At 66.7% G+C, this 22,556-nt stretch carries 23 protein-coding genes; 14 read left to right on the plus strand and 9 right to left on the minus strand.

The genetic code is table 11. The features are described 5' to 3' along the window. The first annotated feature begins 89 nt into the window (after window positions 1–89). The 3 genes from ACQY9P_RS07285 (at window position 90) to ACQY9P_RS07295 (ending at window position 2,171) form a co-directional block, all read left to right on the plus strand. Window positions 90–320 carry a hypothetical protein gene (locus ACQY9P_RS07285; protein ID WP_421739911.1) on the plus strand — a complete coding sequence of 77 codons (231 nt, stop codon included), beginning with the start codon at window positions 90–92 and terminating at the stop codon, window positions 318–320. A 168-nt stretch (window positions 321–488) separates the two neighbouring features. Beyond that, a complete protein-coding gene (locus tag ACQY9P_RS07290) occupies window positions 489–1,133 on the plus strand; it encodes an outer-membrane lipoprotein carrier protein LolA (protein WP_421739910.1) in 645 nt (214 codons plus the stop codon). A gap of 231 nt (window positions 1,134–1,364) precedes the next feature. Continuing rightward, the gene (locus tag ACQY9P_RS07295) at window positions 1,365–2,171 is read left to right on the plus strand and encodes an exodeoxyribonuclease III (RefSeq protein ID WP_421739909.1); all 807 of its coding nucleotides are present in this window, start codon (window positions 1,365–1,367) and stop codon (window positions 2,169–2,171) included. Window positions 2,172–2,306: 135 nt separating this feature from the next. Here ACQY9P_RS07295 and ACQY9P_RS07300 read toward each other — a convergent pair whose 3' ends face one another. Next, a complete protein-coding gene (locus ACQY9P_RS07300; RefSeq protein ID WP_421739908.1) occupies window positions 2,307–2,915 on the minus strand; it encodes a TetR/AcrR family transcriptional regulator in 609 nt (202 codons plus the stop codon). Window positions 2,916–3,033: 118 nt separating this feature from the next. On the opposite strand from ACQY9P_RS07300, the gene ACQY9P_RS07305 reads away from it, so the two are divergent. Beyond that, window positions 3,034–4,368, plus strand: a complete 1,335-nt coding sequence (locus tag ACQY9P_RS07305; protein ID WP_421739907.1) for an oxygenase MpaB family protein — start codon at window positions 3,034–3,036, stop codon at window positions 4,366–4,368. Window positions 4,369–5,061: 693 nt separating this feature from the next. Here the strand turns inward: ACQY9P_RS07305 and dnaQ are convergent. Genes dnaQ through ACQY9P_RS07330 form a run of 5 tightly spaced genes read right to left on the minus strand, consistent with a single transcriptional unit; the run spans window position 5,062 to window position 8,767 of the window. Next, the gene (gene dnaQ, locus ACQY9P_RS07310) at window positions 5,062–5,775 is read right to left on the minus strand and encodes a DNA polymerase III subunit epsilon (protein WP_421739906.1); all 714 of its coding nucleotides are present in this window, start codon (window positions 5,773–5,775) and stop codon (window positions 5,062–5,064) included. Between the two features lie 36 nt (window positions 5,776–5,811). Further along, window positions 5,812–6,405 carry a dephospho-CoA kinase gene (gene coaE, locus ACQY9P_RS07315; RefSeq protein ID WP_421739905.1) on the minus strand — a complete coding sequence of 198 codons (594 nt, stop codon included), beginning with the start codon at window positions 6,403–6,405 and terminating at the stop codon, window positions 5,812–5,814. A 3-nt stretch (window positions 6,406–6,408) separates the two neighbouring features. After that, a complete protein-coding gene (gene aroE / locus ACQY9P_RS07320; RefSeq protein WP_421739904.1) occupies window positions 6,409–7,266 on the minus strand; it encodes a shikimate dehydrogenase in 858 nt (285 codons plus the stop codon). Further along, window positions 7,263–7,862, minus strand: coding sequence for a Maf family protein (locus tag ACQY9P_RS07325; RefSeq protein ID WP_421739903.1), 600 nt, complete (start codon window positions 7,860–7,862; stop codon window positions 7,263–7,265). The genes aroE and ACQY9P_RS07325 overlap by 4 nt, the downstream gene beginning before the upstream one ends. Continuing rightward, window positions 7,859–8,767, minus strand: coding sequence for a pyruvate, water dikinase regulatory protein (locus ACQY9P_RS07330; protein ID WP_421739902.1), 909 nt, complete (start codon window positions 8,765–8,767; stop codon window positions 7,859–7,861). Before ACQY9P_RS07330 ends, ACQY9P_RS07325 begins: the two co-directional genes overlap by 4 nt. A gap of 433 nt (window positions 8,768–9,200) precedes the next feature. On the opposite strand from ACQY9P_RS07330, the gene hemE reads away from it, so the two are divergent. The 4 genes from hemE (at window position 9,201) to rho (ending at window position 13,409) form a co-directional block, all read left to right on the plus strand. After that, on the plus strand, window positions 9,201–10,226 hold the full coding sequence (gene hemE, locus ACQY9P_RS07335; RefSeq protein WP_421739901.1) for a uroporphyrinogen decarboxylase: 1,026 nt from the start codon (window positions 9,201–9,203) through the stop codon (window positions 10,224–10,226). Continuing rightward, entirely contained in the window at window positions 10,223–11,266 is a 1,044-nt protein-coding gene (gene hemH / locus ACQY9P_RS07340; RefSeq protein WP_421739900.1) for a ferrochelatase, read from the plus strand. The genes hemE and hemH overlap by 4 nt, the downstream gene beginning before the upstream one ends. Next, on the plus strand, window positions 11,215–11,730 hold the full coding sequence (locus ACQY9P_RS07345) for a CopD family protein (protein ID WP_421740140.1): 516 nt from the start codon (window positions 11,215–11,217) through the stop codon (window positions 11,728–11,730). The genes hemH and ACQY9P_RS07345 overlap by 52 nt, the downstream gene beginning before the upstream one ends. A 260-nt stretch (window positions 11,731–11,990) precedes the next feature. Further along, the gene (rho, locus tag ACQY9P_RS07350; RefSeq protein WP_421739899.1) at window positions 11,991–13,409 is read left to right on the plus strand and encodes a transcription termination factor Rho; all 1,419 of its coding nucleotides are present in this window, start codon (window positions 11,991–11,993) and stop codon (window positions 13,407–13,409) included. Between the two features lie 77 nt (window positions 13,410–13,486). Here the strand turns inward: rho and ACQY9P_RS07355 are convergent, their stop codons facing one another. Beyond that, window positions 13,487–14,452, minus strand: a complete 966-nt coding sequence (locus tag ACQY9P_RS07355; protein ID WP_421739898.1) for a quinone oxidoreductase family protein — start codon at window positions 14,450–14,452, stop codon at window positions 13,487–13,489. Window positions 14,453–14,456: 4 nt separating this feature from the next. Continuing rightward, complete coding sequence (locus tag ACQY9P_RS07360) at window positions 14,457–15,152, minus strand: dienelactone hydrolase family protein (RefSeq protein ID WP_421739897.1); 696 nt, start codon at window positions 15,150–15,152, stop codon at window positions 14,457–14,459. Window positions 15,153–15,261: 109 nt separating this feature from the next. Here ACQY9P_RS07360 and ACQY9P_RS07365 point away from each other — a divergent pair, with 109 nt between their 5' ends. The 6 genes from ACQY9P_RS07365 to ACQY9P_RS07390 all read left to right on the plus strand — a co-directional run bounded on the left by ACQY9P_RS07365 (window position 15,262) and on the right by ACQY9P_RS07390 (window position 21,281). After that, the gene (locus ACQY9P_RS07365) at window positions 15,262–15,507 is read left to right on the plus strand and encodes a DUF6489 family protein (RefSeq protein WP_421739896.1); all 246 of its coding nucleotides are present in this window, start codon (window positions 15,262–15,264) and stop codon (window positions 15,505–15,507) included. Beyond that, entirely contained in the window at window positions 15,507–16,850 is a 1,344-nt protein-coding gene (gene mnmE, locus ACQY9P_RS07370) for a tRNA uridine-5-carboxymethylaminomethyl(34) synthesis GTPase MnmE (protein ID WP_421739895.1), read from the plus strand. Before ACQY9P_RS07365 ends, mnmE begins: the two co-directional genes overlap by 1 nt. A gap of 168 nt (window positions 16,851–17,018) precedes the next feature. Further along, complete coding sequence (gene mnmG / locus ACQY9P_RS07375) at window positions 17,019–18,872, plus strand: tRNA uridine-5-carboxymethylaminomethyl(34) synthesis enzyme MnmG (RefSeq protein WP_421739894.1); 1,854 nt, start codon at window positions 17,019–17,021, stop codon at window positions 18,870–18,872. Next, the gene (rsmG, locus tag ACQY9P_RS07380) at window positions 18,862–19,524 is read left to right on the plus strand and encodes a 16S rRNA (guanine(527)-N(7))-methyltransferase RsmG (protein ID WP_421739893.1); all 663 of its coding nucleotides are present in this window, start codon (window positions 18,862–18,864) and stop codon (window positions 19,522–19,524) included. Before mnmG ends, rsmG begins: the two co-directional genes overlap by 11 nt. Beyond that, window positions 19,514–20,326, plus strand: coding sequence for a ParA family protein (locus ACQY9P_RS07385; protein ID WP_421739892.1), 813 nt, complete (start codon window positions 19,514–19,516; stop codon window positions 20,324–20,326). The genes rsmG and ACQY9P_RS07385 overlap by 11 nt, the downstream gene beginning before the upstream one ends. Before the next feature lie 40 nt (window positions 20,327–20,366). Beyond that, window positions 20,367–21,281 (plus strand): ParB/RepB/Spo0J family partition protein, encoded by a 915-nt coding sequence (locus ACQY9P_RS07390; protein ID WP_421739891.1) that lies wholly within the window; start codon window positions 20,367–20,369, stop codon window positions 21,279–21,281. Between the two features lie 214 nt (window positions 21,282–21,495). On the opposite strand, the gene holA is transcribed toward ACQY9P_RS07390, so the two are convergent. Then, a complete protein-coding gene (gene holA / locus ACQY9P_RS07395) occupies window positions 21,496–22,548 on the minus strand; it encodes a DNA polymerase III subunit delta (protein ID WP_421739890.1) in 1,053 nt (350 codons plus the stop codon). Window positions 22,549–22,556: the final 8 nt, after the last annotated feature.

Genomic DNA, 22,556 nt, shown 5'->3' on the forward strand with positions numbered 1-22,556 from the left:
CGACGGATCGTTATGGCTCCGCTTGCGTTTCAGGGCGCGTGACCGCTTCAGCGTCACGCGCCCGATAACGCTTCAAGCGGAGTTCCGACATGATCCCCCTGCGCACGCCCATCCTCGCCCTGACCCTGATCACGATGGTCGGCCTCAGCGCCTGCGACCGCAGCGCCGGCCGCAAGCAGGAGACGGTGGGCAAGATCGAGTCCGGCGTCGGCACGGTGATCGGCGACAAGGACCTGAAGAAGCAGGGCAAGACCGACAAGGTCGTCGGCAATGTGAAGCAGGGCGAGCTGAAGGACGCCGTCAAGGACGCGAAGAAGTAGGGGGCGGCTCAGACGGTCTCACCCCCGCGCAACCCACGCTCCAGCTTCCGCGTTCCCCACACCCAACCTGAACGCCCCTTCATCGGAGCGCCGCCAAATCGCCTCGCGACGGCCTTTCGCTTGTCGTGTCGTCAGGGCAAAGGTTGAGACTACGGAGATATGCAGACCATGACTGACCAGACCCGCCGCTTCCTGATCGCCGCCGCCGTCGCGGGCCTGGCTGCGCCGGCCTTCGCCCAGGTTACAAAGCCCGCGCCCGCCGCGCTGAACGCCGAGCAGCAGGCCCTGGTCGACAAGGCCACCGCCTATATCCAGGACCTGTCGTCGGCCAAGGGCCGGTTTGTTCAGACCGACCAGCGCGGCACGGTCACCCAAGGGACCCTGTGGCTGCAGCGGCCCGGCAAGGCGCGCTTCGCCTATGAGGGTCCATCGGGCCTGCTGGTGGTCAGCAACGGCAGTAACGTCAACATCTTCGACAGCCGCCTGAAGACCTTCGAGAGCTATCCGCTGAGCCGCACGCCTCTGGCCCTGCTGCTGGCGCGCGAGGTGCGGCTGGATCGCGGTGTGGTCATCACCGATGTGCGCAAGCTGGCCGACGGCTTCACGATCGTGGCCCAGGACGCCAAGCGCCAGACCCTGGGCAAGATCAGCCTGGAGTTCAGCAACGCTCCCGTCGCCCTGATGGGTTGGACCGTCAGCGACGTGAAGGGCGGCGAAATCCGCGTGCGTCTGGCCGACCTGGAAAAGGCCTCGGGCTTTGATCCCAAGCTGTTCGTGTTGAACGATCCGCGCCGCCGCGTCGGCAAGCCGTAATTGTGACATTCTCACAACATGCAAGAATCAACAGCATCGCCACTTGACTTAATCTTTTGAAGTGGCATATTTAACACGCATGGCGATGAGAGCCCGACCCTCTCCTCGCAAACCGTACCGGATCCTATCCCCTCCCGGTCGCGGCATGAGAGACCCGACTTTCGCCCAGGCGCTTCAGGCGCCTGGGCGTTTTTCGTTTCCGGCGGCGCTCAAACCTTTTAGAGCCAAGCCATGCGCCTCCGTCTCGCCACCTGGAACGTCAACTCCGTCCGCCTGCGCGCCGAGCAGGTCGCCCGCTTCGTCGACGAGCAGGCGCCCGACGTGCTGTGCCTGCAGGAGATCAAGTGCCAGGAGGGCGAGTTTCCGCGTGAGGCCTTCGAGGCCGCCGGCCTGCCGCACCTGAAGATCGCCGGGCAAAAGGGCTGGCACGGCGTGGCCATCGCCTCGCGCCTGCCGTTCGAGGACGTGCCCACCCTGATGACCTGCCGCGAGGGCCACGCCCGCTGCGTGGCGGTCAAGGTGGCCGGGGTCGACATCCAGAACTTCTACATCCCGGCCGGCGGCGACACGCCCGACCGGATCGGCAATCCCAAGTTCGACCACAAGCTGGACTTCTACGAGACCCTGACCGCCGCCCTGAAGAAGCGTGATCCCAAGGATCCGCTGATCGTCACCGGCGACCTCAATATCGCGCCGGGCGAGAACGATGTCTGGAGCCACCGCCAGATGCTGAAGGTGGTCAGCCACACGCCGGCCGAACTCGAGGCCTTCGACGCCATGATCAAGTCGATGAACCTGCTGGACCTGCCGCGCCTGGCGACGCCCGAGCCGGAAAAGCTGTTTTCCTGGTGGAGCTACCGCGCCGCCGACTTCCGCAAGTCCAATCGCGGCCTGCGCCTGGACCACATCCTGGCCAGCCCTGGCCTGCGCGACGCGGCCTTCGTGGACGGCAAGGTGTCGTCCAAGGTGCATGACACCGTGCGCGAATGGGAACGCCCCAGCGACCACGCACCGGTGACGGCGGATCTGAAGCTTTAAACTGTCCCTTCTCCCCTTGCGGGAGAAGGTGGCGCGCAGCGCCGGATGAGGGGTTGAACGCCTTATCGGAAAGGCTCGCGCGACCCCTCACCCGGCCCGCTTCGCGGCCCACCCTCTCCCACAGGGGGAGAGGGATCAGCGCGCGCCACGCCCCCGCGCGATCAGCGCCGACAGATAGCTCTCCATCAGCAGCACGAACTCGTCCTCCAGCGCCGCCGGCGACAGGGCCAGGTCCGGCTCGGCCGCCGCAGCGCGCAGCAGGCCGGCCACCGCGTGGGTCAGGACGAACAGCTGTTCCGGCGAAAGATCCAGCTTCAGCTCGGCCTTGCCGCCAATCGCCGCCAGGAACGCCTGGTGGTGATGGGCCATCACCGCGTCGCCGCCGCGATCAAACAGGGCGTCCAGCAGGGCCTTGCGGGTTTCGGGCGAGCCTTCGAAGGTGGTCATCAGGGCCTGGACGATCGGGCGGACGCTGCCCAGCTGCGGCGCGGCGATCAGGGTCTGGGCGATCCGGCCGCGCGCCGCCTCGGCCCGGCGCTGGGCCATGGCCGCCAGGATCTCGGCCTTGCCCGCGAAATACTGATAGAGCGTGCCGATGCTGACCCCGGCCCGCTGGGCGATGTGGTTGGTGGTCAGGCGCTCGAGCCCATTGGTCTCCAGAAGTTGAAAGGTCGCGTCGAAAATCGCCTCGACCGTCGCCTCGGCGCGGGCTTGCCGTGGCGTTCTGCGTTCCTTTTCCGACACTTGCCTGATTCCTCCGCGCCAGATCCGCTCGCCAGACAAGGCGAGTAGGAACATGAGCAATGCTTACATAATCTGATGTCTCAGGCGAGGGGCCGCCATCCGCGAGAGGATTTCGAGCATGAACGGCACGATCGAGCAGGTCCGGGCCCGGGTCGCCGACCAGAAGACCCGCCAGCCGGAGCTCTATGGCCGGATCGACTTCGATGCGACGCCCGAGCGCTTCACCGAAGATCCGGCCGACAGCGTGGCGCCCAAGAGCGTGGCGGGCGCCGAGCCCACGGCCGAGCAGCTGGCGCTCGTCCGCGCTTACACCCTGCTGGGCGACCGGGTGGCCGACGCCTATGCCGGCCTGATGCCGCAGCACGGCTTCCGGGGCCTGATCGCGATGCTGACCAGGGCCTGCGAGGAGGGCGTCGAGGCCGTACCCGACGCGCCGCCCGAGCTGGTCGCCTTTATCCGCGACATGGAGCATGTCCCCGACTGGGTCGACATGGACCTGGTCCGGGAAGGCGCGCGGCTGGACCGCAACGCCGCGGCCAACCTGTCGCCTTTCGCCATTCGCGGCGCGTTCGTGGCCACCTTCATGAACAGGTACGCGGCCCTGCCCATGGCCCTGACCGGCACCCTGGGCAACGAGACCGCCGCGCGGCGGGTCAATGAAACGGCCAGCTTCTTCACCTCCACCCTGCTGCCCGGCGCGCTGGAACGACAGGGCGAAGGCTTCAAGGCCGCCGCCATGGTGCGGCTGATGCATTCGATGGTTCGCTTCAACGCCTTGCGCCGGCCCGGCGCCTGGGACCCGAAGGTCTATGGCGTGCCCATCCCCCAGGTCGACCAGATGCCGGCCGGCCTGATCCCGATCTTCCTGCTCAGCTACAAGCTGCTGCGCCAGGGTCGCACCACCTTCACCCCGGCCGAGCGGGCCAAGGTCGAGCTGGCCCGCTATCGCTGCTATCTGCTGGGTCTGCCCGAGGATCTGCTGGCCGACACGCCGGTCGGCGTGGTCCAGACCATGACCGCCCGCAACCAGACCCTGCGCAAGGGCTTCGACGACGAGACCTGCGGCGCCCTGGTGCGCGCCACCCTGGCGGCCTACCTGCCGCCCGACCGCTCGTGGCGCAACCGCCTGTTCGACACCGTCGAGCGCGGCTTCGCCAAGGTGTTCTTCCTGCGCCAGTTCATGGGCGGCGACGTGGCGGCCGCCGCGCGGATGGGGGTGACGATCACCGCCGCCGACCGCGCCCTGTTCGGGCTGGTCGCCGCCATCGTCACCAGCCGGATGCTGGCCTATGGCCTGGCCCTGAAGGTTCCGGGCCTGCGCGATCTGGCCGACCGCGACCTGGTGGCCCAGCTACGCCGCCATCTGGCGCGCTATGGCCACGCCGAGTTCACGACCGACGCGGCCCAGTACCGGCCGACCACGGGCGGCGCGGCGAAGCCCGCGACGGCGTGAGCAAGAACGGGGACGGAGCCCGGCCAATCCCCGTTCTTTTCGCCGTGAAGATCAACGAAATCAAAGCCCTGTAAAATAGTTGATCGCGCCAATCCTCCGCGTTCAAACCGCCCGCATAATGATCTCACCTGACAGCACGGGAAGGGCGTCCGGCCGGCGACCAGAGGCGGCTGTCAGGGGTGATCGAGCGGGGCCACCGGAGTCGCGTGAGCGGGACCGGGCTGGGCTTAAAGGAGGACAGGTGACGTAAACCTGTCCATCGGGGAACTCTCGTCGGAGGTCCCCGTCCGTCCGAAGGTACGTTCCGGGTCCTCCGGAATCGGCGAGGCTGCAGCTTGAGGGCTGGGTCCGTCGCGAGGGGGAGCGCCCGGATGGGGGTGAAGGGTTGAACCAGACCCGCGCGCCCCGGCCAGAGGGATAACGGTCACGCGGAGCGTTCGTCTTCGTCGAAACGGTACTTAGAACTCACACATTCCGGGCGAGGCCCGGACGCTCCGCGACCCTTCCCATCAACTCGGCGGTTTCCGCGCGAGGCTGCGACGCCGTGCGCTCCAAGATCCTCTCCCTGTGGGAGAGGGGTCGCCCAACGGGCGACGGAGAGGGGATGCCATGAACAGAAGGGACTTCCCCCTCCGTCGGCTACGCCGACACCTCCCCCGCTAGGGGGAGGACCTAGCAGCCGGCGCTTCGGGCTCAGCCCTGCAGTTCCACCAGGCCCAGCTTCACCCAGACGGCCTTGTCCTTGAGCGTCGACTGGATCCATTCCACATGGACGGCCCGCTCGGCCTCGGTGGAGCGGGCGGCCAGCGGGCGGGGGCGCAGGCCATAGGCGCCGGCCTGCAGCTGGCCGGCCATGGCTTCGGTGACCACCGCCGTCAGCTCCAGGGCGCGTTCCTTGCCGCCCTGCAGTTCCAGATAGACCTCGGCCAGCAGGTGGGCGTCGATCAGGGCGCCGTGCTTGTCGCGGCTTTCCAGGCTGATCTTGTAGCGTTTGCACAGGGCGTCGAGCGAGTTGTACATGCCCGGAAAGCGCTTCTTGGCCATGGCCAGGGTATCGACCCAGCGGGCTTCGGGCAGGGCGGGACGGCCGCACTTTTCCAGTTCGAAATTGACGAAGCTGCGGTCGAAGGCGGCGTTGTGGGCCACCACCACGCTGTCGCCGACGAACTCCAGGAAGCGGTCGGCGATGGCCTCGAACCGGGGCTTGCCGGTCAGGAAGGCGCTGGACAGGCCGTGGACCTTCTCGGCCTCGGCCGGCATGTCGCGCAACGGGTCGCAATATTCGTGGAACGACTTGCCCGTGGGCATGAAGTCGACCACCTCGATGCAGCCGATTTCGACCAGGCGGTCGCCGGTCTTCGGATCGAAGCCGGTGGTTTCGGTGTCGAGGATGATTTCCCGGGCCATGGCGATTCAATGGGCCGGTTCGGCGGCCCCTTCAAGTCACGCAGGTTGTCGCAGGGTCGCCAGGATCCGACGAACCTGTTGATGGGCGTGTTCCAGCCCCTGGCCGGTGTCGATCACGAAGTCGGCGCGAGCCCGCTTCTCGGCGTCGGGCAGCTGCCGCGCCAGGATGGCGTCCAGCTTGGCCTCGTCCATGCCGGGGCGGGCCAGGACCCGCTGGCGCTGGACCTCGGGCGGGGCCGAGACCACCACCACCTTGTGGACCCGCTTGTCGCCGCCGGTCTCGTACAGCAGGGGCACGTCCAGCACGACGATGTCGTGGCCGCCGGCTTGCGCGTCCTCGAAGAAGCCGATGCGGTGAGCCCCGACCAGCGGATGAACGATGGCCTCCAGCTTCTGCAGCGCCTCGGGATCGCCGACCACCGCCGCGCTCAGCCGGGCGCGGTCGATCGCGCCGTCCACGACGACACCGGGAAAGGCGGCCTCGACCGGACCCACCGCCGCGCCGCCCGCCGCGTAGAGCGCGTGCACCGCCGCGTCGGAATCATAGACGGGCACGCCTTCGGCCTGGAACATCGCCGAGGTCGTGGACTTGCCCATGCCGATCGAACCGGTGAGACCCAGGATGATCATGGCTCAGACCTCGCCAAGGTGATGCAGGGCCAGGGCGCGGACGTCGACAGTGGTCGGCGGGGCCTGGCCGTAGAAGGCTTCAAAGGAGGGGACGGCCTGGCGCAACAGCATTTCCAGTCCGTCGACCGTGCGGCGGCCGGCGGCTTGGGCCCTTTGCAGGAACTCGGTGCGCAGCGGCTTGTAGACCATGTCGACAACAACCGCCTCGAAGGGAGTCAGATCCAACTGGGCCGCCGGACCGTCTCCGCCGCCCAGCCCCAGGGACGTGGCGTTGATGACCAGACCCGCCTCGGCAAGGTGATCGTCCAGGGCCTCTTGCGGCACGGCCACGACCCGCGAGCCGAAGGTTTCCACCAGGTCATGGGCCCGGGCCAGGGTGCGGTTGACCAGACTGATCTGAGGGGCGCCGGCCAGCAGCAGAGCGGCGATCGCGCCGCGCGCCGCGCCGCCGGCCCCCAGCACCACCACCGGCGCCAAAGCGACATCATAACCGGACGCCTGGGCCTCGATCGCGCCCAGCAGACCGGGGCCATCGGTATTGTCGGCGCGGATCGTGCCGTCGGCCTCGAAGATCAGCAGGTTGGCGGCGCCGGCCATGCGGGCCAGATCGCTGGCGCTGTCGGACGCTGCCAGGGCGCGCTCCTTGAAGGGAATGGTGACGTTCAGGCCGCGAATGGCGCCGCCGCGCAGGCCGTCGATGAACGCCTCGAAGCGATCCTCGGCCGGGGCGAACGGCACATAGGCCGCGTCCAGTCCGGCCGCCGCGATCCAGGCATTGTGGATCAACGGGCTCATCGAGTGACGGATCGGCGCGCCGCAGACGCCGGCGACGATCGCCGCGCCGGTGAGGGTCGAACTCATGCCTCGAGGGCTCCATGAAGACGCAGGAAATCCAGCAGGCCCACCAAAGGCAGGCCCAGGATGGTGAAATAGTCGCCGTCGACGGCGTCGAACAGCTGCACGCCTTCGCTTTCCAGCTCGTAGCAGCCGACGCAGTGCAGGATGTGCTCGCCGCGGCGCTCCAGATAGCTGTCGAGCCAGGCGTCGCTGAACGGCCGCACCGACAGCTTGGCGCTCTGCACCACCCGCCAGATCGGCTTGCCGTCGCGGGCGACCACCACGGCCGAGTGCAGCTTGTGGGTCTTGCCGCGCAGTTCCAGCAGCAGGGCGCGGGCCTCGTCCAAGGTCGCGACCTTGTCGATCAGCCGGCCGGCGAAATCCAGGGTCTGGTCGGCGCCGATCACCAGGCCCGGCCGCTTGGTCGAGACCTTGACCGCCTTCAGTTCGGCCAGGGCGTCGGCCACCTCGCGGGGGCTGGCGCCCTCGGCCAGAAGCCCGGCCTTGGTCGCGTCCTCATCCACACCCGCGACGACGGCCTCGAAATCGACCCCGGCATTGCGCAGGATCGCCTGACGGGCCGCGCTCTTCGAGGCCAGGGTGACGGGCGTGCGACTCATCCCAGGACCTCGACCTGGCCCCGACCGCTTGACAGCAGGTTTATGATCGCCGCGGCGGTTTCCTCCACCGAACGACGGGTGACGTCGATGATCGGCCAGCCCATCTTCTCGAACAGGCGGCGGGCGGCGATGATCTCGCTGCGCACCGAGTCGGTGTCGATATAGTCGCTCTCGCGGTTCTCCTTCAGCGACAGCAGCCGGTTGCGACGGATCTGGATCAGCCGGTCGGGTGTGGTCATCAGGCCGACGATCAGGGTGTTCTTCAGCTCGAACAGCTCGGTAGGCGGCGGACGGCCCGGGACCAGCGGCACATTGGCGGCCCGCACCCCGCGATGGGCCAGATAGATGCAGGTCGGGGTCTTCGATGTCCGCGAGACGCCCACCAGGATGACGTCGGCCTGGGTCAGGTCCTGACCGCCTTGCCCGTCATCATGGGCGATGGCGTAGTCCAGCGCCTCGATCCGGTCGAAATAGTCATTGTTGAGCGCGTGCTGGGCGCCCACGCGCGTGGAGATCCGGGCGCCCAGATAGCGCGACATGGCGCTGACCACGGGATCCAGCGCCGCGATGCACGGCATTTCCAGTCGCCGGCAGCCTTCTTCCAGCGCCTGGCGCAGGTTGGGGTCGATGATGGTGTGCATCACCACGCCCGGCGCGCCGCCGATCTCCTCCAGCGCCCGGTCCAGCTGCCGGTTGGAACGGACCAGCGCATAGATGTGTTCGATCGGCAGGATGTCGGTGAACCGGGCGCAGACGGCGCGCGCCATCGCGTTCAGGGTTTCGCCGGTCGAGTCCGACACAAGATGGATATGGAAGTAGGTCGCGAAGCGGGGCGCCGGGCGGTCCTCGCCTCCGCCATTGCTCGAACCTTCCTGTGGATCATCCGTTAACGGTTGCTTAACCACTTGGCCTGCCTCTGGGGACGCGTGGGCGCCGAAACCGTCCCGAAGCGTCATGTCATGGCGCCGCTGTGATCAACGGCCGCATTGACCGCGTAACATCCCCAAGCTCACCCCGCATCCCTCGATCTTGGATCATAGCCATCCCATGTCCGGGGACGAATGGTTAACGAGCCCTTAAGCCTGGCCAAGGCCGTTAAGAGTTCATTAAGGAACGCAAGGCCCTAGCGATCCATCCCCAGGATTAACAGGGCGTCTTCCCCCTGTGGGGGATCGTGGGTAAAAGTCGAGACAGCGTGTGCGCGAGCCAGGGAACAGCGCGGTTTTCCCCAGTTCCCACTTGCTCTTCTCCTCCTACCGTCAAACTTAAGATCTTATTAAGAAATGAAGATTGGCCTTCGGGCTTGAGCCCAAGGGCGGGACGGGATTTAAGGCCTTCATGACGCTCGTGACGCCCAAGCTGCTTTCGGTCCTGTCGGGACAAACCGCCGACCGCCCTCCCGTATGGTTCATGCGGCAGGCGGGTCGCTATCTTCCGGAGTATCGGGCCGTTCGCGCCACGACGCCGGATTTCATCAGCTTCTGCTTCGATCCTGAAAAGGCCGCCGAGGTGACGCTGCAACCAATGCGGCGTTTCCCCTATGACGCGGCCATCGTGTTCGCCGACATCCTGCTGATCCCGGGCGCCCTGGGCCAGAAGGTATGGTTCGAGGCGGGCGAGGGTCCCCGGCTTGGCGAGATGCCGTCGATCGAATCGATGGCGGAACTGGCGGGCAATGCTGGCGCGAAGCTGTCGAACATCGGCGAGACCCTGACCCGGGTCCGCGCCGCGCTTGAGCCTGAGCGGGCCCTGATCGGTTTCGCCGGCGCGCCCTGGACCGTGGCGACCTACATGATCGAGGGCGGCTCCAGCGACCGGACCGGCGCGCGGACCTATGCCTACCAGCATCCCGAAAAGCTGGATCAGTTGATCGCGGTGCTGGTCGAGGCGACCATCGACTATCTGGTCATGCAGGTGAACGCCGGGGCCCAGGCCCTGAAGCTTTTCGAAAGCTGGGCCGAGGGCCTGTCGGAACCGCAGTTCGAACGGCTGGTGATCAAGCCGCACGCCGCCATCGTGCAGGGCCTGCGCGATCGGGGCGTAACCGTTCCAGTGATCGGTTTCCCCAGGGGCGCCGGCACCCTGGTCGAGACCTATGCCTCGGTCGTACCGGTGCAGGGCGTGGCGCTGGACACCCAGGCCAGCGCGGCCATGGGTCAGCGTATCCAGAAGATCAAGCCGATCCAGGGCGCGCTGGACCCTCTGCTGCTGCGGGCCGGTGGCGATGAGCTGCTGCGCCGGGTAGACCAGATGATCGAGCAGTGGGGCCAGGGTCCCTACATCTTCAACCTGGGCCACGGCATCCTGCCCGATACGCCCATCGCCCATGTCGAGCAGGTGCTTGCTCGGGTGACCGGCAAATGACCGCCCGCAAGAAGATCGCCGTCGTCCTGTTCAATCTGGGCGGGCCTGACGGACCGGACGCCGTGCGGCCGTTCCTGTTCAATCTCTTTCGCGACAAGGCGATCATCGGCGCTCCGGCGCTCATCCGCTATCCGATCGCGGCCCTGATCTCGACGACCCGCGAAAAGAGCGCCAAGGCCAACTATGCGATCATGGGCGGCGGCTCGCCCTTGCTGCCCGAAACGCAAAAGCAGGCCGCCGCCCTGGAAACCGTCCTGGCCGAAGCGATGCCGGAGGCCGAGACCAAGTGCTTCATCGCCATGCGGTACTGGAAGCCGTTGACCGAAGAGACCGCCAAGGCGGTCAAGGCCTGGGCGCCGGACGAGATCGTGCTGCTGCCGCTCTATCCGCACTTTTCGACCACCACGACGGGCTCGTCCCTGAAGGCGTGGAACAAGGTCTATCGCGGTCCGGGCCAGACCCGCGCGATCTGCTGCTATCCGACCGATGACGCCCTGATCGAGGCCCATGCCCGCCTGATCCGCGAAACCTATGAGAAGGCCGGCAGCCCCAAGCCCGCGCGTCTGCTGTTCTCGGCCCACGGCCTGCCGGAGAAGGTGATCCTGGCCGGAGACCCCTACCAGCAGCAGATCGAGGCCACGGCCGCGGCGGTGGCCGCCAGGCTCGGCGACGGTTGGGACTGGAAAGTCAGCTATCAGAGCCGGGTGGGTCCTCTGAAATGGATCGGGCCCTCGACCGATGACGAGATCCGCGCCGCGAGCCAGCAAGGTCTGGCCCTCGTGGTGACCCCGATCGCCTTCGTCTCGGAGCACATCGAGACCCTGGTCGAACTGGATCACGAATATCGCGAACTGGCCGTCGAGAACGGCTGCCCGGCCTATGTCCGCGTCGCGGCCCTGGGCGTCGAGCAGGGCTTCATCGGCGGCCTTGCCAAGGCGGTTGTCGAAGCCTTGCCGCGTGAGGGCGTGGCGCCCGCCTGCGCCTGGCGCTGCGGTGGCAACCGCAGCCAGTGCCCCCGCACGCAAGGAGCAGCGGCGTGATCGATTTCCTGGTCCAGCACTTCAACGTTTTTCGCGGCCTGCACATTCTGGCAGTGATCGCGTTCATGGCCGGGATGCTCTACCTGCCGCGCCTCTACGTCTATCACACCCAGGCCACGCCCGGTTCGGAGATGGATGAGACCTTCAAGGTCATGGAGCGCCGGTTGCTGCGCGGCATCATCAATCCGGCCTCGATCCTGACCCTCGTGTTCGGCGTCGCCCTGATCCTGGCCGATAGCCAGATCCGGGGCTGGGACTTTCTCCTGCAGCCCTGGATGCTGACCAAGCTCGCGTCCCTGGTTGTGCTGTATGGCTGGCACGGTTTCCTGTCGGCCTCGCGCCGCAAGTTCGAGCGTGGCGAGAATATCCGCTCCGAGAAGTTCTGGCGGATCACCAACGAGCTGCCGTTCGTGGCGGCGATCATCATTGTTATGTCGGTGACGACGAAGTTCCTCAACCACTAGCACACCCTTCGCGGAGGGCGTGGTGCTTGACCCGCTCTCCCGCATGTGGTTCCCATCGACCTCAGGACCGACAGGTCCTGTCTTCACGGACCGGCGCCCGTCCTGGCGCGCCCCCGGAGCCTGGCTTCGAAGGTCTGTTCCCCAATCGATCCGCGTCGTCGTCATGGCGCGCTCGCCAGGTTTCCAAGCCTGGCGTGAGACCTGAAATCCTTTTCGGCCGGATCGCGTCTCGCGGCCCGCGTCCCCGTTTGAGTCAAAACATGACCGAAGACACCGACAACGACGGTTCCATCGAGGAAGCCCTCGTCGACACCACCACCCCCGCTGAGGCGCCCGGCGCCCAATCGGCCGAGTCCGAGGACGGCGGCGACGCGGAAGACACCGGCATCGCCGACGCTGTCGCGGCCCTGGGCCTCAAGACCATGTCGCTGCAGGAGCTGAAGGAAAAGTCCCCGGCCGACCTGCTGGCGTTCGCCGAGACCTTCGAGGTCGAGAACGCCAACTCCATGCGCAAGCAGGACATGATGTTCGCCATCCTGAAGACCCTCGCCGAAGAAGGCGTGGAGATCTCGGGCTCGGGCACCATGGAAGTGCTGCAGGACGGCTTTGGCTTCCTGCGTTCGCCGGAAGCCAACTATCTTCCGGGCCCGGACGACATCTATGTCTCGCCGTCGCAGATCCGGAAGTATGGCCTGCGCACCGGCGACACCGTCGACGGCGCCATCCGCTCACCGCGTGAGGGCGAGCGCTATTTCGCCCTGACTGGCGTGGCCAAGATCAATTTCGAGGCCCCCGACAACGTCAAGCACAAGATCCACTTCGACAACCTGACGCCGCTCTATCCCGAAGAGCGCCTGAACATGGAACTGCCCGATCCGACCGTGAAGGATCGTTCGGGCCGGATCATCGACATCGTCGCCCCGCTCGGCAAGGGCCAGCGCTGCCTGATCGTCGCCCCGCCGCGCGTGGGCAAGACCGTCATGCTGCAGAACATCGCCAAGTCGATCGAGACCAATCACCCCGAGTGCTATCTGATCGTCCTGCTGATCGATGAGCGCCCGGAAGAAGTCACCGACATGCAGCGCACGGTGAAGGGCGAGGTCATCGCCTCGACCTTCGACGAGCCCGCGACCCGTCACGTGCAGGTGGCCGAGATGGTCATCGAGAAGGCCAAGCGCCTGGTCGAGCACAAGCGCGACGTCGTCATCCTGCTGGACTCCGTGACCCGTCTGGGCCGCGCCTACAACACCACGGTCCCGTCGTCGGGCAAGGTGCTGACCGGCGGTGTTGACGCCAACGCCCTGCAGCGCCCGAAGCGCTTCTTCGGCGCGGCGCGGAACGTTGAGGAGGGCGGCTCGCTCTCGATCATCGCCACCGCCCTGATCGACACCGGCAGCCGGATGGACGAAGTGATCTTCGAAGAGTTCAAGGGCACCGGTAACTCGGAAATCATTCTGGACCGCAAGGTCGCCGACAAGCGCATCTTCCCGGCCATCGACGTGCTGAAGTCCGGCACCCGCAAGGAAGAGCTGATCACCCCGCGCGACCAGCTGCAGAAGACCTATGTGCTGCGCCGGATCCTCAACCCGATGGGCGCGTCGGACGCGATCGAGTTCCTGCTCGAGAAGATGCGCCAGTCCAAGACCAACGGCGACTTCTTCCAGTCGATGAACACCTAGGGGTCCGGGTAGGGCTGAAATGCAAAAGCGCCGGGGGCATACCCCGGCGCTTTTTTCTTGGTCTGACCGCGAAAGTCCTACGGCAGCAGCAGGGTGGCTCCCGTGGTGCGTCGCCCCTCCAGCGCCTCGTGGGCGGCGCGGGCTTCGGCGAGGGGGAAGGTCTGGCCGATATCGATCTTCACCGCGCCTGACGCCAGCACCGCGAACAGGGCTTGGGCGCTTTCGTCGAGCTCCTGTGTCGTGACGATGTAGTCGAACAGGCGAGGGCGGGTGACGAACAACGACTTGCCGGACAGCTCCAGCGGCGAAAACGGCGGCACGGGCCCCGAGGCGTTCCCGAAGGTGGCGAGCACGCCCCGGCGCGCCAGGCTCTTCAAGCTGCCCTCGAAGGTGTCCTTGCCCACACCGTCATAGACGACCGCGACGCCTTTGCCGCCTGTGATCTCCGAGACACGGGCGGCCACGTCTTCCTCGCCATAGAGGATTACGTGGTCCGCGCCGAGATCCCGGGCGATCGAGGCCTTGGCGTCCGAGCCGACCGTGGCGATCACGCTTGCGCCCAGGGCCTTGCACCACTGGACGAGGATCGAGCCGACGCCACCGGCGGCCGCGTGGACAAGGACGACGTCTCCGGGTTTCACGTGGAAACATCGGCGGACGAGAAACTCGGCCGTCATGCCCTTGAGCAGCACGGCCGCGGCGATCTCGAGGCTGACCGCGTCGGGCACCTTTACGGCGCGGTCCGCGGGAACCACGGCCGACTCGGCATAGGCGCCGGGCGAACCGTTATAGGCGACGCGATCGCCCACGGCGAAACGGGTGACGCCGTCGCCCACCGCCTCGACGGTCCCAGACGCCTCCAGGCCCAGCACCATCGGCAGCTTCAGCGGATAGAGGCCGGAGCGGTGATAAGTGTCGATGAAGTTGAGACCCACCGCATGATGCCGGATCAGGATTTGTCCTGGCGGGGGCTTTGGAACGGGGAGGTCGACGGCTTCGAGAACCTCTGGGCCGCCGGTCTTCTGGATCTGGATCGCCAGCATGGACCTAGGCCAGGTTGGTCTGGAAGAAGGTCAGCGAGCGACCATTGGCCTTGGCCGCGTCTGCCGCGTCGTAGTGCGCGCCGCCTTCTCGCGCGAAGGCGTGGTCACGGCCGGCATAGGTATGGATGGTGATCTGTGGGTGATCCTTCAGCGCGGCCTGGATGACCTGCTGGGCTTCCGGCGGAACAAACTGATCCTTCTCGGCGATGTGCATCAGCAGGGGGCGGGCCAGCTTGTCGGCCTCGCCCACGTGCTTTTCCAGACCCACGCCGTAATAGGAGATGCAGGCGTCGGCGTCCGTGCGGGTGGCGGTCAGGAAGGCCAGCAGACCGCCCAGGCAATAGCCGACCGCCCCGACCTTGCCGGACACGCCGGGCAGGGCGCGGGCGGCGGCGATGGTCGCCGCGATGTCGCTCACCCCGGCGTCGACATCGAACGCGTTGAACAGTTCGAAGGCGCGCTTCCACTCAGCTTCCGACTGGTCAGTGATGTCGATGCCGGGCTCGATCCGCCAGAACAGGTCGGGGCAGATAGCGACAAAGCCCTGGGCGGCGAGCCCGTCGCAGATGTCGCGCATCACCTTGTTGACGCCGAAGATCTCCTGGATCACGACGACGGCCGGGGCGGTCTCCGCCGTCGGTCGCGCCACATAGGCCGAAAAGGCGCCGTCCGGCGTGTTGATGGTGAGGGTCTCGCTCATCGGGGCTCTCCGTCGCTTGGCGTCGATGTGACTTTCGACCAAAGCGCTCTAACGTGACACGTCGGGCCTGGCCCATAACAATATCGTGCCCTGACCTGAGGGAACCGCCATGAAGATGACCATCGAGATCGACTGCACGCCCGTGGAGGCGCGAACCTTTCTGGGCCTGCCGGATGTCAGCGCCCTCAACGACCATCTCGTGAAGGAGATGCAGACCCGCATGGACGCCAACATGGCCATGCTGGCTCCAGAGGAATTGATGAAGAACTGGATGGCCTTCGGCGCCGGCGCCCAGGACCAGTTTCGCAAGTTGATGACGGCGGCGGCGGGCGCGGCGGCGGGCAAGCGCGACTGATGACAGATACGATCTTCGCCCTGGCCACTGCGGCCGGGCGGGCGGCGGTGGCCGTCGTGCGCGTGTCTGGACCCGAAACGCGGGCCGTGGTCGCGGCCTTGGCCGGCAAGGTTCCCGCGCCGCGATTGGCCGGACTGCGCCGCCTTCGGCATGAAGGGGTCGAGCTGGACGAGGCGCTGGTGCTCTTCTTCGAAGGCCCGGCCAGCTATACCGGCGAGGACGCCGCCGAGTTTCACGTGCACGGCGGGCCAGCCGTCGTCGAGGCGCTGGTGGAAGCGCTCGTGAACCTAGGCTTGAGGCTCGCTGAGCCAGGGGAATTCACGCGGCGGGCCTTTGGAAACGGCAAGCTGGATCTGGCTCAGGCCGAGGGTGTGGCCGATCTGATCGACGCCGAGACTGAGGGTCAGCGGAGGCAGGCTCTTGGCCAGATCGGTGGCGCGCTCAGCCAACGCTACGATCGTTGGAGAGAGCTGCTTGTCCATGCGCTGGCCATGCTTGAAGCGGCGGTCGACTTCCCGGATGAGGACCTGCCCGAAGAGGTCGCGGCGCGCGCCCGTCCGGGCCTTGAAGTGCTGAACGCCGAGATCGGCGCAGCCTTGGCCGATGTTTCCCGTGGACGCCGCGTGCGCGACGGCTATCGGATCGCGCTGGTCGGGGCGCCCAACGCCGGCAAGAGCACCCTCCTGAACGGCCTTGCCGAGCGGGACGCCGCCATCGTCACGGATACGCCCGGCACAACACGTGACATCATCGAGGTCCCCCTGGTGCTGGGCGGCTATCGCGTGCTGCTGGCTGATACGGCGGGTTTGCGCGAGACGGGCGACGCCATTGAGGCAGAGGGCGTTCGGCGGGCTCGAGCCTGGGCGCAGGCGGCGGATCTGCGGATCTGGGTCTTCGACGGGTTTCACGTGGAACAGTCGAGCGGGGAGGGGAGCGATCTCCTGTCTCCGGGGGACTGGGTGGCGATCAACAAGATCGACATCGCCGATGCGATGGTAGTGGCCGACGTTCGGAACCGCTTCGTAGCCCGAGGCCTGACCGTGGAGATGATCAGCGCCCATTCGCCCGACGCTATCGGTCAATTCAGGGCCCGGCTGACCTCCCACGTGACGTCCGCCCTCTCAGGATCGGAATTTCCGGCGGCTACACGGCAACGCCACGCGGAAAGACTTCGCGAAGCTCAGGTCTACCTGGAGCGCGCTCTGTCGGATGTTGGGCTAGAGGTCGAACTCGCTGCGGAGGATGTACGTCTCGCCGCTCGGGCGCTCGCCAAGATCACGGGGCGTATCGACACCGAAGATGTGCTGGACCGCGTCTTCTCAAGCTTCTGTATCGGCAAGTAACGTTCCACGTGAAACATCGACAGGTTATCCACAGGCTGATCACAGCTCTGTCCTGAGTGTTTCACGTGAAACCTCGTGGACTCACGTCGACCTCCTCGCCTGAAGAGCGTATATGAGAGTCTAGCGCCCCCGCCAGAACCGGGGGCGTTCGCATTGAGGCGCGTACCTTTGTCCAAAACCTGGGATGTTATTGTGATCGGCGGCGGCCACGCCGGCTGCGAGGCGGCCAGCGCCGCCGCGCGCACGGGGGCTCATACCCTTCTGCTGACCCACAAGCTTGAAACCATTGGCGAGATGTCCTGCAACCCTGCCATTGGCGGTCTGGGCAAGGGGCACTTGGTCCGGGAGATCGACGCCCTCGACGGCGTGATGGGGCGAATGGCCGACAAGGCCGGCATCCAGTTCCGGATGCTCAATCGCTCCAAGGGTCCAGCCGTCCGGGGGCCGCGGGCCCAGATCGACCGCAAGCTCTATCGCGAGGCCATGCAGGCCGAGCTCCATGCCACGTGTAACCTCGATATCATCGCGGCCGCGGCCGAGGACCTGATCGTTGAGGACGGTAAGGTCGCCGGTGTGATCGACGGGGCAGGGGTCTCCTACCGCGCCTGCCGTGTGGTGCTGACCACCGGCACTTTCCTGAAGGGCCTGATCCATCTGGGCGAGACCCGAACCCCGGCCGGCCGGGTCGGCGATGCGCCATCGATCGGTCTGTCGGATCGTCTCTACAGCCTGGGCTTCCACATGGGACGCCTGAAGACCGGCACACCCGCCCGTCTCGACGGCGCGACCATCGCCTGGGATCGCCTGGAGATGCAGGCGGCCGACGACGAGCCGATCCCGTTTTCGTTTCTGACCGACAAGATTGACGTGCCGCAGATCCAGTGCGGCATCACCTATACGACGGCGGAGACGCACCAGATCATCGCCGAACGCCTTGGGGAGTCGGCCGTCTATGGCGGCCGCGCGACGGGTATCGGTCCGCGCTACTGCCCGTCGATCGAGGACAAGGTCGTTCGTTTCGCCGACAAGACCAGTCACCAGGTGTTCCTGGAGCCGGAAGGCCTCGACGATACGACGGTCTATCCGAACGGTGTCTCGACGTCGGTTTCCGAAGAGACGCAGCTGCTGTTCCTGCGCACGATCCCGGGTCTCGAGGCTGTCGAGGTCAAGCGCTACGGCTATGCGATCGAGTACGACTATGTCGATCCGCGCGAGCTGTTCGCGACCCTGGAGACCAAGCGTCTGCCGGGTCTCTATCTGGCCGGCCAGATCAACGGCACCACCGGCTATGAGGAGGCGGGGGCGCAAGGCCTAGTCGCCGGCCTTAACGCTGCTCTAGCCGCGAAGGGTCAGGAGCCCGCTGTCTTCGCGCGCGACGAGGCCTATATCGGCGTGATGATCGACGACCTTGTCACCCGTGGCGTCACCGAGCCGTATCGGATGTTCACCAGCCGGGCCGAGTTCCGTCTGACGCTGCGCGCCGACAATGCCGACCAGCGGCTGACCGACCGAGGCATCGCGCTGGGCGTCGTCGGCCCTGTGCGCGCCGAGGCCTGGACCGCCAAGAAGGCCCAGCTCGATACCGCCCGGTCCTTCGCAAGGTCGGTCAACCTGACGCCGCCCGAGGCCCTGAAGGCAGGGTTCAAGGTCAAGGAAGACGGCGAGCGCCGGAACATCTTCGCCTTGCTGGCCTATCCCGAAATCACCCTGGATCGACTGGCTGAAGTCTGGCCCGAGGTTTCCACGTGGAACATGGCGGTCCGCGAGCAGATCGAGATCGAAGCGGCCTATGCCGGCTACCTCGACCGTCAACAAGCCGACGCCGCGTCGTTCCGCAAGGAAGAGGATCTGCGTCTGCCGGCGGATCTTGACTATCGCGCCGTGGGCAGCCTCTCAAACGAGGTCCGCGAGAAGCTGGCTCGGGTGAAGCCCCTTACCCTAGGCCAGGCGGCCCGTATCGAAGGCGTGACGCCCGGAGCGCTGACCGCGCTTCTGGCCCACGTGCGTCGCCATGCAGCCTGAGTCCCTCACCGTTCCGGAAGTCGCGTCCGAGCCTCTGCTCGACGCGGCCGGTTATCAGGCCCTCACGGGGGTGACCGACAGCCAGTTGGCCGATCTCGCCCGCTACCAGACTCTGCTGGCCGAGTGGAACGAGGTCATGAACCTTGTCGGGCCCGCCACCCTCGCCACCTACTGGACCCGGCACGTCCTCGACAGCTCGCAACTGCTGGCGATGGCGCCGGACGCCAGGATCTGGGCTGACCTCGGCGCCGGCGCCGGTCTGCCCGGAATCGTGCTGGCCATACTTCTGAAAGACACACCCGGGGCCAAGGTCCATCTCGTCGAGAGCATGGCCAAGCGCTGCCGGTTCCTGACCGAGGTGGTCGCGGCGCTGCATCTTCCCGCCCAGGTGCACAACGCCCGGGCCGAGGAGCTCAATCTCAAGGTCGAGGTCGTCACGGCTCGCGCCTGCGCGCCGATGACCAAGCTCCTGGGTTTCTCGTGGCCCTATCTGCACCGTGGCGCGCTCGGCCTGTTCCTGAAGGGACAGGATGTCGCGATGGAGCTTTCCGAGGCCGAGAAGGCTTGGAATTTCGATGCCGAGTTGCGACCTAGCCAAAGCGACCCCCGTGGTCGGATCGTTCAAGTGAAAAGGCTTTCCCGTGTCCGCTAAGCCAACCCAGCCGCTCCGCGTTCTCGCTGTCGCCAACCAGAAGGGTGGGGTGGGCAAGACCACCACGGCCATCAATCTGGGCACGGCCCTGGCCGCCTGCGGCGAGCGGGTCTTGCTGATCGACGCCGATCCGCAGGGCAACTGCTCGACGGGCCTTGGCATCACGCGCAAGCAGCGCCGCACGACGCTCTATGATGTGCTCATGGGCGCCTCACCGGTGGTGGACGCCGCTGTCGCCACCAGCCTCCCCGGCCTGGACGTCGTACCGGCCGACGCCGATCTGTCGGGTGTCGAGTTGGAGCTCGGTCAGACCGCGCGCCGGTCATACCGCCTGCGCGACGCCCTGGAGCCGCTGCGCGCCAACGGCCCCTATACCTATGTCCTGATCGACTGCCCGCCGTCGCTGAACGTGCTGACCGTCAATGCCATGACCGCCGCCGACGCGGTGTTCGTGCCCCTGCAGTGCGAGTTCTTCGCCCTGGAAGGCCTGACCCAACTGATCCGCACCATCGAGCGGGTGCGCGGCAGCCTCAATCCGAACCTGGAGATCCAGGGCGTGGTGCTGACCATGTACGACAAGCGCAACAGCCTGTCGGAACAGGTGGCCAAGGATGTGCGCGCCCACTTCGGCGACAAGGTCTATGACGCGGTGATCCCGCGCAACGTCCGCGTCTCGGAAGCGCCGTCCTTCGGCAAGCCCGTCCTGCTGTATGATCTGAAGTGCGCGGGCAGCCAGGCCTATCTGAAGCTGGCCCGTGAAGTGCTCAGCCGCGAGCGCACCCGCCAGGCTCAAGCCGCCTAAAACCGGCCGCCTGACCTAGAACCGTCGATACGAGTTGAGAATGGAGTCCGCCGTGGTGGGAGAGCCGGGTATGGCCGAAGGGCGCAGGGGTTTGGGACGCGGTCTGTCCGCCCTACTGGGCGAGGTGGATTCCGCGCCGGCCCAGGCGCCGGGCGAACGTCTGGGCGGGGCCAACGAGGCGCCGATCGAACTTCTGCGCCGCAACCCGGATCAGCCGCGACGCACCTTCCGCGAGGACGACCTGGTCGAGCTGTCCAATTCGATCCGCGAGAAGGGCATCCTGCAGCCGATCCTGGTGCGTCCCGCGCCGGGCGCGACGGGGGAATACCAGATCGTCGCCGGCGAGCGCCGCTGGCGCGCGGCCCAGCGCGCCGGCCTGCGCAGCGTGCCGATCCTGGTGCGCGAACTCGACGACCTGGCGGTGCTCGAGATCGGCATCATCGAGAACGTCCAGCGCTCTGACCTCAACATCCTGGAAGAGGCGCTGTCGTACCGCGTCCTGATGGACAAGTTCGACCGCACCCAGGAAAACATCGCCCAGACCATCGGCAAGAGCCGCAGCCACGTGGCCAACACGCTGCGTCTGCTGGCCCTACCGGAAGAGGTTCAGCAGCACCTGGTCAGCGGTGAGCTGACCGCCGGTCATGCCCGCGCCATCGCCGCCGCCGAGGATCCCGCTGCTCTGGCCCGTGAGATCTTGAGCAAGGGTCTGTCGGTCCGCGATACCGAAGCCCTGGCCCGCAAGACGCCCGACGCGCGCCCGTCCAAGAACAAGGGCGGCCGTCCGGCCCGCGTCAAGGACACCGACACCCAGGCGCTCGAGTCGGACCTGTCGTCGGTTCTCGGCCTCGATGTGGTCATCGACCATCGCGACGGCGCCGGCTCGCTGACGATCAGCTATGCGACGCTCGAGCAGCTGGACGACCTCTGCAATCGCCTGACACGCGGGGTGTGATCGAACGCACGCGGTGTGGTCCTGAAGGGTGTGATTTCACATATTTTCAGGGTCCTCTGTCGCGCACGGAGCGGCGCCTTTCCGTACTCGGGGAGGCGCCGTTTTCGTGAGACGAGGCGGATTTTCGGGAATTTCGCCGCAAAGCCCTGTTCCATAAGGCTTTCCGGAAAGTCGTCCACAAGCGGGCAAACGGCCTGTATTCGCGATTTTCGACCTAAAGACCCAGCCGCCGGGCGCGGCCAGCGATCATCAGCGCAAGACGTTCAGAAATCAGCTGATCGGGCGAGCCCGAGGTCTTGCAAGCGCGGTCCGCGGTGAGGATCTCACCCTGGATGTCGAGCAGGGTCTCCAGGGTCCAGGCCCGGGCCTGGCGGAGGAACTCCCGTTCCTGTTTCCAGAAGACGCCGGAAGCCTTGGCGGCCTGGGCCAGGTCGATGCCGTTCTTGTGCAGGGTCAGGGTGCGGCGCAGGCGGCCCAGATAGTAGCCCATGGCGCGCACGGCGGCGGGTCCGCCTTCGCCCTCGGCGGCGGCGCGGCGCAGACCGGCTTGAGCAGGGCCCAGGCGTCCGCCGAAGGCGTCGGCCGCGGCGTCGCTGAGAGAGGCTTCAGGCTCCACGCCCAGGAAGTCCGTCAGATCAGCCGCCGTGGCGTTCACGCCGCTGCCGGGGCCCAGGAAAAGGATCAGGCGCTCGATCTCCATCCGCGCCACGCCGCGCTCCTTGGGCAGGCGTGAAACGAACAGATCGAGGGCTTCGCTGTTGAGGCTGACCTTGTCCCGGGCCAGGGTCTCGCGGGCCAGCCGGGCCATGTCGCCGGCTTCATCCTCGTAGCAGGGGATGACGGCGCAGCCGGCGGCCTTCTCGCCGACCTTGCGCAGGGTGGAGTCGCGCCCCAGGGCGCCGGCCTCGATCAGGAAGAAGGCGTCGGGATTGAGCTGGCCTTCGACGTGGCGGGTCACCGCCTCGGCGGTGGCCTTGTCGGGACCAGCCTTCTCGCCCGTCAGGCGCAGGCGCACCAGCCGGCGGCCGCCCATCATCGACAGGGCTGAAAGCTCTTCCTCCAGCTTGCCGGGGTGGGACTCGACGTCGCCCTCGGTCAGTTGGGCGGTGTCGAACGGATCATCGGGACGGGCGAAGAGTCGCTTGGCCAGCTGATCGGCGCGATCGCGCACGACCCCGCGATCGCGGCCATAGATGACGACAGCCCGGATCTCCGGGGTCGGATCCTTGAGGAACCGCTCAACATCCGGTCGCTTGGACAGGATCATGGCGGGGC

The organism is Caulobacter sp., from assembly GCF_965279145.1.
Lineage (GTDB): Bacteria > Pseudomonadota > Alphaproteobacteria > Caulobacterales > Caulobacteraceae > Caulobacter.